Source organism: Paenibacillus sp. J14 (assembly GCF_000518465.1).
Classification (GTDB): Bacteria; Bacillota; Bacilli; order Paenibacillales; family Paenibacillaceae; genus Fontibacillus; species Fontibacillus barengoltzii.
The window spans coordinates 42367-54363 of record NZ_JADQ01000015.1; the positions used below are offsets into that span (position 1 = coordinate 42367).

At 48.0% G+C, this 11997-nt stretch carries 11 protein-coding genes; 7 read left to right on the forward strand and 4 right to left on the reverse strand.

Annotation, left to right across the window (positions count from 1 at the left end; all coding sequences use genetic code 11):
- Positions 1-51: 51 nt before the first annotated feature.
- The 4 genes from M891_RS0107815 (at position 52) to M891_RS0107830 (ending at position 3853) form a co-directional block, all read left to right on the forward strand.
- The gene (locus tag M891_RS0107815) at positions 52-477 is read left to right on the forward strand and encodes an SRPBCC family protein (protein WP_028538422.1); all 426 of its coding nucleotides are present in this window, start codon (positions 52-54) and stop codon (positions 475-477) included.
- Positions 478-621: 144 nt separating this feature from the next.
- On the forward strand, positions 622-2013 hold the full coding sequence (locus M891_RS0107820; RefSeq protein ID WP_016314492.1) for an MATE family efflux transporter: 1392 nt from the start codon (positions 622-624) through the stop codon (positions 2011-2013).
- Positions 2014-2208: 195 nt separating this feature from the next.
- Positions 2209-2661, forward strand: coding sequence for a MarR family winged helix-turn-helix transcriptional regulator (locus M891_RS0107825; RefSeq protein ID WP_028538423.1), 453 nt, complete (start codon positions 2209-2211; stop codon positions 2659-2661).
- Complete coding sequence (locus M891_RS0107830; protein WP_028538424.1) at positions 2648-3853, forward strand: MFS transporter; 1206 nt, start codon at positions 2648-2650, stop codon at positions 3851-3853. The genes M891_RS0107825 and M891_RS0107830 overlap by 14 nt, the downstream gene beginning before the upstream one ends.
- A gap of 173 nt (positions 3854-4026) precedes the next feature.
- Here M891_RS0107830 and M891_RS0107835 read toward each other — a convergent pair whose 3' ends face one another.
- Positions 4027-4788, reverse strand: a complete 762-nt coding sequence (locus M891_RS0107835; RefSeq protein ID WP_028538425.1) for an SDR family oxidoreductase — start codon at positions 4786-4788, stop codon at positions 4027-4029.
- Positions 4785-5162 carry a MerR family transcriptional regulator gene (locus M891_RS0107840; RefSeq protein WP_028538426.1) on the reverse strand — a complete coding sequence of 126 codons (378 nt, stop codon included), beginning with the start codon at positions 5160-5162 and terminating at the stop codon, positions 4785-4787. Before M891_RS0107840 ends, M891_RS0107835 begins: the two co-directional genes overlap by 4 nt.
- A 164-nt stretch (positions 5163-5326) precedes the next feature.
- On the opposite strand from M891_RS0107840, the gene M891_RS0107845 reads away from it, so the two are divergent.
- A complete protein-coding gene (locus M891_RS0107845; RefSeq protein WP_028538427.1) occupies positions 5327-6052 on the forward strand; it encodes a 3-ketoacyl-ACP reductase in 726 nt (241 codons plus the stop codon).
- 239 nt (positions 6053-6291) lie between these two features.
- On the opposite strand, the gene M891_RS24580 is transcribed toward M891_RS0107845, so the two are convergent.
- On the reverse strand, positions 6292-8670 hold the full coding sequence (locus tag M891_RS24580; RefSeq protein WP_016314486.1) for an S-layer homology domain-containing protein: 2379 nt from the start codon (positions 8668-8670) through the stop codon (positions 6292-6294).
- A gap of 316 nt (positions 8671-8986) precedes the next feature.
- Here M891_RS24580 and M891_RS24585 point away from each other — a divergent pair, with 316 nt between their 5' ends.
- Positions 8987-9832 carry a DUF7948 domain-containing protein gene (locus M891_RS24585; protein WP_028538428.1) on the forward strand — a complete coding sequence of 282 codons (846 nt, stop codon included), beginning with the start codon at positions 8987-8989 and terminating at the stop codon, positions 9830-9832.
- A gap of 35 nt (positions 9833-9867) precedes the next feature.
- Positions 9868-11547, forward strand: a complete 1680-nt coding sequence (locus M891_RS24590; RefSeq protein WP_269635576.1) for an SBBP repeat-containing protein — start codon at positions 9868-9870, stop codon at positions 11545-11547.
- A 110-nt stretch (positions 11548-11657) separates the two neighbouring features.
- On the opposite strand, the gene M891_RS0107865 is transcribed toward M891_RS24590, so the two are convergent.
- Entirely contained in the window at positions 11658-11987 is a 330-nt protein-coding gene (locus M891_RS0107865; RefSeq protein WP_016314484.1) for a heme oxygenase, read from the reverse strand.
- Between the last annotated feature and the right edge of the window lie 10 nt (positions 11988-11997).

The following is an 11997-nucleotide window of genomic DNA, read 5'->3' on the forward strand; positions in this document are numbered from 1 at the left end:
AGGAATGTAAAGTCAAAAAACAATCCTATTTGAAAGAGGTGCCTTTGTAAAATGGAAACGAATCAACCAACCAAAGTTACTGTACAAACGGTCATTCAAGCCCCGGTAGAAAAGGTGTGGAGCTGCTGGACGGAACCTCAGCACATTACGAAGTGGAATCAAGCATCCGAGGATTGGCATTCGCCAAGATCGGAGAATGACTTGCGCCCCGGCGGGAAGTTTCTGACTCGGATGGAAGCGAAGGATGGCAGTGAAGGCTTTGATTTTGGCGGTGTGTACGATGACGTGAAAACGCATGAGTTCATCTCCTATACGATGGGGGATGGAAGACGAGTGGAGATCACCTTCGCTGCCGAAGGCCAAGGGACGAAGGTCGTTGAGACGTTTGATGCGGAGAACACACATCCGGTCGAATTCCAACAAGCCGGCTGGCAAGCGATCATGGATAACTTCAAAAAGTATGTGGAAGCATCCTAAGGTATGGAACGGGCGCCATAGTGGGCGCCTTTATTCTTTTGGCAAGCTTCGTTAAACATAATTTTTCCCATAGACGAATCATTGATCGCGAGCTACACTAGGGAAGGCGTCAAAGCAAATTACCTAGTAGGAGCTTGTAAAACCGTGACACTAACTGAACGTATACCATCATGGAAGAAACTTAGCCTATTCGCTGTAACCTGGCCGATCTTTATCGATTCGGTGTTACGGATGATGCTGGGCACCGTTGACGTGTTTATGCTGAGCCGCATTTCCGATACGGCAACCGGCGCGGTGGGCTTAGCGAATGAGATTATCTATTTCTGTATTCTGATGTTTGGATTTGTGGGCATCGGAACGAGTGTGGCCGTTTCGCAGTATATCGGTGCTGGGCGAGAGAAAGAAGCAAGCCGCGTCTCGGCGCTGGCCATTACGATGAACCTGATCTTCGGGATCTTCGTCAGCCTCGTTCTGGTTGGCTTAGGCGAGCCGCTTCTGCGGCTGCTCAACTTAAATGAGGAACAAATTGGCATTGCCAGCCATTATCTGAAGATCATCGGCGGCTTTATGTGGATCGAGGCGCTGTCTTATGCCGTATCGTCGGTTATTCGTTCGAGCGGCAACACCAAAAGCGTCATGTATGTGACGCTGGGCGTGAATCTTCTCCACGTGACCGGCAACTATCTGCTGATCTTCGGGAACCTCGGATTTCCGGAAATGGGCGTGACCGGTGCAGCGATCTCAACCGTCGTCAGCCGGTTTGTCGGCATCCTTGTTCTGTTCTTCATCTTGTATCGCCGGGTTCCTGCTCCGATTCACGGGAAAGACTACGTGACTTGGAACGGGACGTATGCGAAGCAGATCCTAAGCGTGGGGCTGCCTGCGGCGGGAGAGCATCTGGCTTGGCAATCGCAGTACCTGATGATCATGGGCTTCGTTAATATGATTAGCATTACTGCATTAAATACGCATGTTTATGTGATGAACATCTCCAACTATTTTATGGCATTGGCCGCGTCGATTGGGGCGGGGACGGAGATTATCGTCGGACAAATGGTTGGAGCAGGGGCGATGAAGGCCGCCTACAAGCGATTGATGAAAAGCGTACGGATCAGCTTTCTGCTCACCTTGGCCATTGTGGGGACGGCTTCGATCTTCCGACATGACCTCATCGGGTTGTTCACCGAAGATCCTGCGATTATCGCAACCGGAGCCAGCATCTTCCTGCTGTCGATCGTGCTTGAACCTGGTCGGACCTTCAATATGGTGATCATCAATTCGCTGCGCGCCGCCGGGGATGCACGCTTCCCCGTTCTGATGGGCGTATGCTCGATGTGGGGCGTATCGGTGCCGCTGGCTTACCTGCTGGGTGTTCACCTGGAGATAGGACTCCTTGGCATATGGATTGCGTTTGCGGTGGATGAATGGCTGCGCGGACTCATCATGCTGCTTCGCTGGAGAAGCCGGGCTTGGGAGAAGAAAGCACTCGTCAAGCCGGTGTCCGTATCAGAGGAAGGTGTAGGGTTATCTGCTTGAGGCCGCTCGGCAAAGTAAAGGCAAATACGACATCCGAAATCAAAACAGACCCAAGCTAACTTTCAGGCTTGGGTCTATTTGTTGGTTAAATGATACATTGACACATGAAAATTAATGTAATAAGATGAAAATGCACAAAAATTTAGTTATCATTAATAACTAATTTGGAGATTTTCGAGGTGAAAGGGAGATTTGATGAATTCTCCACCCCAAATATATCGTGATCTTGGGTTGATGATGAGACCGCTCGCAGTTCAAATCAACGAAATATTGCGAGAACATGGCATTCAACCTTTGGAATGGATCGTATTGGTTGAGTTGATTCAAGATGAAGCCTTAACAGCTGCTGATTTGGCCCAAAGGCTAACGATTGAAAAACCGAACGTTACAAGAATCCTCAAAGATCTTGTACAGGCAGGGTATGTGAGTGTTGAGATTTCCAGAGAAGACAAGCGCAAGAAACATCTCCATGTAACTGAGAAAGGCCGCGCCATATATAGACAAGTGCGTGTTTTTATTGATGCTTTAGACAAAGAGATTACGGCTGGCATCACGGAGGAAGAACAACAATTGTTTTTGAACATCATCCATCGAATTCGACAAAATCTAATCAAGAGAGTTGGGGAGAAAGGCAGTGAGTGGAATTAAGGAGAAACTATGGACCAAAGATTTTCTTACCGTTTCGGTGATTAACTTCTTTGTCATTCTAATCTTTTACTTATTGATGGTTACGACAGCCTCGTTCGTCGTTAGTGAATATCATGCTTCAGCCAGTCAAGGCGGGCTTGCTACCGGGATTTATATCGTCGGAACCTTGATCGGCCGCCTGTTTACAGGGCGTGTGATTAACTCGGCTGGTACCAAAAAGGTATTAGTCATTGGCCTGATTGCCTTTATTATTACGACAGGACTTTATGTTGTGTATGCTGGGATCTGGCTGTTTCTCATCATACGTCTAGTGAACGGAATGGCAGCCGGGATTGCATCCACCGCTACGGGTACGATGGTTGCGCAAATTGTCCCTATCTCCCGGAAGAGTGAGGGGATTGGCTACTTCAGTATGAGCAGTACACTGGGTACGGCCATTGGGCCATTTTTGGGGATCACCCTGAGCCAGAATACGTCCTACACGAACATCTTCTTGTTCTGTTTGGCATTGGCTGTTGTCGCGTTCATCATTAGTTTTATTCTGAAGGCACCTGCAGTACCGACCTCCAAAGCCCATACGGTAACCGAGAAACCAAAACAGGCTTTCAGCTTTAAACACTATATTGAACCGAACGCGATTTCCATCGCCATTGTGACCTTCCTGATGTCTTTTGGCTATGCGGCCATCCTATCCTTCATTAATTTCTTTGCCCAGGAACGGGATCTTGTCACCGCATCGAGCTTCTTCTTCCTAGTCTATGCCATAGCGATCTTGTTAACCCGTCCATTCAGCGGCCGTCTGATGGATACCAGAGGATCGAACTATGTGATGGTTCCATGCTTTATTCTCTTTGCAGGGGGCCTTGTCTTAATTAGCGGTGCTTATTCTGGATTTATTCTATTGGTTGCGGCAGCAATCATTGGCGCTGGATTTGGGAATCTGCAATCAGGCGCGCAAGCCATAGCGGTTCGTGTTACGCCCGCCGAACGTACGGGTCTGGCTACATCCACTTTCTTTATTGCCTTAGATGCAGGGCTTGGCTTTGGTCCTTCGCTTCTCGGTATTGTGGAACCGATCATTGGTTATAGCTCCTTGTTTATCGGCTTAGCGGTCCTTGCCCTCCTGTCACTGGTCATTTATATGCTTCTGCATGGCCGGAGAGACAAGCAATTAATTGCAAGAGCAAATTAAGAAAGAATGATCACGCATAATAAACAAAAAGGGGCGCCTGAGCGGGCGTCCCTTGATGCATTTACATTTAGTTTGAGGCGGCTGGCTTGCTGTCCGTGGAGAAGGCAATCTCCTTTTGAGCTTCAAGTTCGCTTCATCCCGAAGCGGCTTCTTCTTGTTACGCTCCATTTCCATTACTCAATAGAATCTTTCGTGGCTTGGTAGAGCTGTTCCGTATATTTGTCGATATCGTCGCGGGACATCCGCAGGCGGGCAACCGAAGAACCGTACCCAATTTCCTGCTTGCCTTCGGCTAAACCTTGGAAAATGCCTTCCGTGAACGCATCCAGCGGTTCCCCATGGGTATGCAAGCCGCCTCCTCCCAAATCGGTGTTTACTGCCGGAGGAGCAACTTCAATCACTTCAACTGATGTGGCAGACAGCTGGTGTCTTAAGCTCATCGTGAAAGAGTGAAGCGCGGCCTTGGTTGCGGAATAGACTGGTGCAATCGCAAAAGGAGTATACGCCAAACCAGAAGTGATGTTCACAATGGCTGCCGATTCTTTCTTCGCGAAATATGGAGCGAACAACAGGGACAAATGAACCGGTGCATCGAGGTTCGTGGTGATCTCCTTGCTGTATTCGCGCCAGTTGTCTCTCACATCCGCTTTGAGCACGTTGTAGCGCAGTTGAATCCCGGCGTTATTAATCAGCACGTTCACGTCGGGATAGTTGGTTGTTACCCAATCCAACAAGGCGACACGATCGCTTTCTTGGGCCAAGTCGCACACCCGGGTGATTAAACCGGGAACTCGCTTCCGAGCTTGCTCAAGCACGCTTTCCCGCCTGCCGATAACGATGACCGTATTACCGCTTTGCACAAATCTCTCTGCAAAGGCAAGTCCGATCCCGGAGCCGCCGCCAGTAATCAAGATCGTATTTCCAGAAAGTTTCATTGGTTCTCTTCACCTCGTAGTTGTTTTTGATAAAGATCGATTTTATAATCAATCTCTTTCAGGTGTTCCTGCATTAGCACGATTTCATCGAGCACATTTTGCTTATGCTTCAATAGCATGTCGAGTCGGTTCTCTACTGTAGAATCTCCCTCTACAACCCAGTCCATATATTGCTTAATCTGGTTGATGGGCATATTAGTATTCTTGAGGCAGGTGACGATTTGAAGCAACGCCAATTGACGTTCCGAAAATAATCGTCTGCCCGCCTCGTCCCGTTTGATAAACGGGAGAAGACCTTTTTTCTCATAAAAGCGCAAGGTGGACTCTGGTATATGATACATGGCTGCAGCTTCGCCAATGGTATAGTACTTCATCATGGAGGCCTCCTAATCTTAAGGAATTCTTGTCGACAACCCATATGATACGACTTAAACCTTAGTTTAAGTCAACTGTGCTTCTTCGCATTTACGTTTGCCTGTCTAAGTGCAGTATAATAAGGGAGGAGTGAAGACCAAACAAAGAGAGGAGCCAAAAGAAAATGGCACAATCCTTAAAAGGAAAAGTTGCGATCATCACCGGAGCAGCACGGGGGATCGGTAAAGCAACCGCCGTTGCCTTAGCGAAGGAAGGCGTTCATATTGGATTAATGGCAAGAACGGAGTCGACGTTGAAGCAAGTTGCTGCTGAACTGGAAGGGCTGGGGGTTAAGGTCGCTTACGCGGCAGCCGACATCGCCTCGAAGGAACAAGTGGATACGGCGGTTGAGAAGCTGAAGAACGAGCTGGGAGCTGCGGATATTCTAATCAATAACGCGGGAATCGCCACGTTTGGTACGGTGTTGGAGATGGATCCGGCTGAATGGAAAGGCATGATCGACACCAATGTATTGGGTACCTATTATGTAACACGAGCTGTACTTCCCCAAATGGTCGAAAAAAATAGCGGAGACATCATCAACATCTCTTCGACGAACGGCCTGAACGGGGCAGCCACCGCAAGTGCCTACAGCGCTTCAAAATTCGCGGTGATCGGGTTTACCGAGTCGCTTGCGCAAGAAGTTCGCCGCAACAACATTCGGGTATCGGCACTAACGCCAAGTACCGTAGCAACGGATTTGGCCCTGGACTTGAATCTGATCAAGGACAACAATGAGTCCAAATATATTCAAGCGGAAGATTTGGCGGAATTCATCGTCAATCAATTGAAGCTCAGCCAACGCGTTTATGTGAAAACAGCCAGCTTTATTGCGACAAATCCGTTTTAAGCGATAGAGTACGTTGTTATGTTTTTAATAACAGGAAGGAGTTGTCCCATAAGTGAATAATAATCACTTGTAGAAGACAGCTCGTCATGAGAAATCAAAGTACTTAACTAAAAGATGAGGATGGCGCAGAAATAACCTGCGCCATCCTCAGTTTGTTTCGGTCTATAGCGGTCTCCCGTCATACGTATGTGCCTAATGTTTGTTCGACCCTCACTACGTATACGGACGAAGATGACGGGTCAGAGAAGCGAATCTAACGATTTCTTGAGCTCTGGGTGAAGCTGCAGCGCGTTCAAGATTATCCGCAACGCTTCTGCGCGCGTGGCACGGCTCTTCGGTTCGAATCTTCCCGCCCCTTTGCCGCTGACGATACCTGCCTGTGCTTCCGCTATGATCTTCTCTGCTGCATAAGCACCGTCCAGATCATTGAAATGACCTTTGATCGTATCCTTCTCCAGTACGTCCAGATTGACAATAAACGATATCATGACCACCATCTCTTCACGCGTGATCGTCTGATTCGGCCTGAACGTACCGTCTGGATAGCCTCTTATTACACCCGCTGCCGCAAGCTTCTCAATATCCTCTTTAGCCCAGCTCCCCTCTATATCCTTCAATTCCATGCTTATATTGCTGCCGTCTCTATTATGAATATGGAACACGCGATTTAGAATCCTTGCAAACTCAGCCCGTGTGATCGCATTGTTCGGCCTGAATAAGCCATCCGGATAACCGGTAATCAATTTCAATCGGTCGAAGATCTCAATGGTCTTTACAGCCCAATGTTCCCTCGTGTCAGCAAACTCGCTTTCCGCATTTGCTTCCTTCGCTTCTGCCGCTTTGATTTTAAGCCTCTCTACGAGTTCATCTTCATCAATAATGTATTTATTATAAATCGTATCCTCTTCTGTTGCGGGCTCAGGATCTGCCGGAGTTTCGCTTGGAGGTGGATTATCTGCCGGAGTTACGGAAGGTGCATTGCTGCCGCCGTTGTCACTTACCGGGTCTGACCCTGTTGCCGGAAATACAGCCGTCACCACCCCCGAATTCACCGCATTCGTCACCGATGTCGCACCTGCTACCGTAAAGAAATCCGCCGGAACCCCCGTTAACGTGTATCCTATGTTAGGCGTAACCGTAATCGTTGCGATGTAGACCGTATTCGCCCTAAATACGCTATTCGCCGGCGACCACTCGATCGTTGCCGCATATTCAGACGTCCCCGGCAATGTTGAAACCGGAATCTGCCCCCTCGCCGGCACCGTCACCCCAGTAATCTCTGCTATGCTGATCGTTGCCGCAGGCTTGATATCCGCTGATGTTACATTTAATATTCGCACTTTCGAAGCGGGTTGCAGCAGGGTCTTCTTCATTCGAACATATATCTGATCGCCTTCATCGACTTCTATATTGTCAACGAACGTATCTGATATATCCTGATATTCGCCTGCGTTAACGCTATACTCCATCAAATCGGAGACGCCCACCAACTTCGTCGTACCAGACGTTGAGCCCTGTTCCAATAAGGCCGCAGGTGCTTCTGCCGGTTGGATGTCGATATATCTGACCGTCTTGGTTACACTACCCAATTCTGGTTGCGAGGCGAATTGAATCGTAATTCTATCCCCCACGTTAACCGGAATGTTATCGTATACTGCACTCGTAATCGAATTGAATGATGAAGCCTCTACCGAAAATTCCATTCCATTCTCAACTTGCGTCAGCTTCGTTGTTCCTGCATCCGTGCCTGGTGTTAACTGAATATTTCTGATTTCCGGATATTGACCATCTTGTATACGCCAGATGACATGATTCCAATCAGCAAACGTAGATGCCAATTTCATATCTTCATTTGACTTGCCTATACCTTTGCCTGAATCCGATTGTCGAGTCGTATTGATGTCATAGAAGCTGTTTTGAACCGTACCATAGTTATATCCCGCCAAACCGCCTGTAAACGTATAACCACTTACTGCACCCGTTGCAAAACTATTTTGAATGACACCATGGTTATATGCCGCCAAGCCGCCTACATAACCCCCACCACTTGTGTTTACCGCTGCATAGCTGTTTCGAATGGTACCTTTATTATATCCTACCAAGCCGCCGTCAAAATCAGCACCACTCACTGTCCCCCTTGCATAACTGTTTTCAATGATGCCGCCGTCAATCCAACCTGCCAAACCGCCTACATTACCTACACTGTCACGATGAACACTGATGTCCTCTAGCCAAATGTTCTTCAATGTTGCCCCTGTGGTTCTTTCAAATAAACCTACATTGTATTGAGTTGAATAGATATACAATTTCGAAATCACATAACCATTGCCGTCAAAAACCCCCTGAAAATTAGGGATTGGCACCCAGTTACCCATACTTGAAAGATCAATATCAGCTGTTAGGACGAAATATTTGCCTGCTGTCGAATGGTTTCTGACCTCATTAAGCTGTTCAGCAGTTGCGATCTGGTAAGGATCATTGGCCGTTCCTGCCCCTCCGGCAAAGCTCTCTGCCGCATACGCTTTGCCCTCATATTTCGTGAACAATCCTGGTAAGCTTCCCATCACCATCAGAATGATAAGGAATGCCGGGATTGCCCTTATCATTGTTTTCTTCATACTGGTCCCCCCAATCTCCGGAATAAGTTTCCAAGCTCTATTTAATACTGTACGGTACAGTTTTATTATTACTGTATATAGGGCTACAATGTCTGTCAAGTTAAGAACGACAAGAAGAGGCTTCCCCAAAGTCATCCTAGACGATAACTTTCGGGACAGCCTCTTTTTTTGTTAGGAGACATTGCTCTTAAACTATCCCTATTGTATAGAGGAAAAATATGCTAATTACTCAGGGGAATTGTCCAGTCGTGATTATGAACTAGCTCATACATTGGAGCGTATAGACTTATATCCCAAGAAAAGAGGTGTTAAGCCTTTGACGGCTGTTCAGGACATACAGCAAAAGGCGACGTACGATTTCGGCAAGTTGCCGTTGACCTTCTGGGAATATACGGAACAAGGATCTTCGGCGACAGGGTTTCAGACGAAGAAGCCCGGCTTATCGATTTACTTTGCTCCAATGGAAGTATTATTTGTAAGCAAAGGAGGCGGAAAATACGAGGAGCTTGTTCTACAGTTTCTCGAGTCCAATGCGAACGTAACCATGGAAGGCCGTGACCCTGCGGAGGGAAAGATTCATTATTTAGTTGGGAACGATCCCGGGCAGTGGAGGAGAAACCTGCCAACCTACCATGAAATCATCTATCGTGACTTATGGGCAGGTATAGATCTGATCTTCAAAGGCGACGGCAATAAGCTGAAATATGATCTTGTGGTCCATCCATCAGCGGATATCGCTTCGATTCGCTTGGCGTACCGTGGTGCAGAGAGCCTATCCCTAGATAGGGATGGGAATCTTCAGATCCATATGAGACAAGGCGTAAAGCAGGAAGCTAAACCGGTAAGTTATCAGGATATTGATGGTGAACGAGTGCCTGTAGAAAGCCGGTTTGTTCTTCATAGCAATGCTCAAGGCTGCCATAGCTTTGGCTTCCAAGTGGACTCTGATTATCATCCCGAATATCCCATCATTATTGATCCGGTCTTAATTTACTCTACTTATCTTGGCGGGGATAATATTGACTCAGGACTTCATATTGTTGTTGATGACTCAGGCCAAGCGTATGTTGCTGGAAGCACCTCTTCTGACAACTTTCCGACCACTCCAGGTGCCTTTAGTCAGACCTTGCCGGGGATACAGATGCGTTTATTACCAAGCTGAATGAGACAGGTACCGCACTTGTTTTCTCCACTTATCTGGGTGGCAGCGCCTTTGATAGAGCGACGAGCCTTGCCATTGATGCGGCTGGTAATGTGTTTATTACAGGAGAGACGCGATCACCAGATTTCCCCGTTACGCCAGGGGCATTCCAAACGACATTTTTGGGGGTCAACTCCGTCTTTGTCACCAAATTGGATGCAACCGGGTCATCCTTGATTTATTCTACCTATCTGGAGGGGAGCGGTGATGAGACCGGTAATGATATTGCGATTGATGCCTCAGGTAATGCTTATGTCACAGGGGTAACCACGTCGAGTGACTTTCCGGTCACACCCGGGGCATTTCAGACCTCTGCACCAGGAATCATTAACGGCTTTGTCACTAAATTAAACGCTGCTGGGAGTGCGCTTGTTTTTTCAACCTACCTGGGCGGATCCTCCTTTAATTTTGGCACGGGAATTGTCATTACAGCGCTAGGGAATCCGATTGTAAGCGGAAGTACTTTCTCGGATGACTTTCCAGTCACGGCAAACGCAGCTCAACCCGCGTTTGGAGGAATTGAAGATGCCTTTGTTACAAGGTTCGATCCGACGGGATCCACACTGGAATTTTCCACTTACATCGGCGGCAGCGATTTTGAAACAGGGGATGCCATCGCGATTGACCAACAAGAAAACGTGTATATCACCGGCTCTACAAGCTCCATGAATTTTCCGACAACGCCAGGTGCTTTTCAGACGGTACTTGGGGGTTCAATGGATGCCTTTGTGACCAAGCTCAATGCTTCGGGTACGGCGTTTCTTTACTCGAGCTATTTGGGCGGTACAGACTCCGATATAGGCTTAGACATTGTCGTTGACACAGCAGGTAATGCCTACGTAGTAGGTTCAACAGAGTCCGCTGATTTTCCAATAACTCCAGGGGCCTTTCAAAGTATATTCGGCGGCACGGAGGATGCCTTTGTGACAGTATTCAATACGGCTGGCAATGCGCTCGTCTATTCTACCTATTTAGGGGGAAGTTTAAGAGATGCGGGGAATGGAGTTGCCGTAGATAGCTCGTTTAATATTTACGTAACCGGCGCTACTTCGTCTGTTAATTTCCCGACGAGTCCTGGAGCTTTTCAAACCTCCCTTATGGGGGATCAAGACGCATTTGTCACCAAACTGGGTACTTTCTCACCGGTTCCGGGTCCACCCGGTCCTCAAGGGCCCCAAGGGCCCCAGGGCGAACCGGGCCCGCAAGGTCTGCCAGGGGCTCAAGGTCCCCAAGGGCCTCAAGGGGAACAAGGCCCGCAAGGTCTGCCAGGGGAGCAAGGCCCCCGAGGCCCTCAGGGGGTGCCCGGGTCGCAAGGTCAACAAGGGGAACCCGGCATGCGAGGCCCTCAGGGAATGCAGGGTGTACCTGGTCCACAGGGGCCCCAAGGAGTTCCTGGCCCACAAGGTGAGCGGGGCCCCCGAGGCTTTATTATCATTCGGAAGAAACGGAAACGCTGCAAACGGAAGGAAAAACCGCATGTTAGACAATCCAAAAGAAAGATAAACCAAAGAAAGAAAACATTGAAAATTATTAAGATGACAAGGAAAAATGCGCGAAAACAGAAAGGAAAGACCTATAAATTCAAGTTTCGTGCAATAAATCATGTGCGATTTCTCTTGAGTTACAATCACTATCAGTTAAATAACAAGGGTATGCAGAGCAAGAAATATGTTTAGAAATAACGTTCTGATTTTTCTTCTTAACGAGCATCCGTTAGCGATGCTTGTTTTTTTATGTAATAAAACCAGCCCATTCCATCTGAATGAGCTGGTTTTGCGTCTTAAGGTTATTTCGCGATTTCTTTCAGTGAGGCGACCTCGTAGGTGATCAGCTGGCTTTCGAGAATCGGGGATTCTTTGACCTCCCCATGGGTGCCTGGTTCCGGACGCTTATGGGCTTCTTTAAAGCTATCACTGTTTCTCCACGCTGTGAAATCGTCCATGGATTCCCAATGCATGTTCACATTTAGCTCATCATGATCTGCGTGTTGCGCCAGAAGCACTTCAACTTTCACAAGCCCCTTCGTTTGATCCAGCGAACCGGAGGCCGTAAAGCCAGGAGCCATAACCGCTCCCATTCCCGTTCTTACCTTAATTCGGTTGGTGACGACGATCATTTTCACCCCT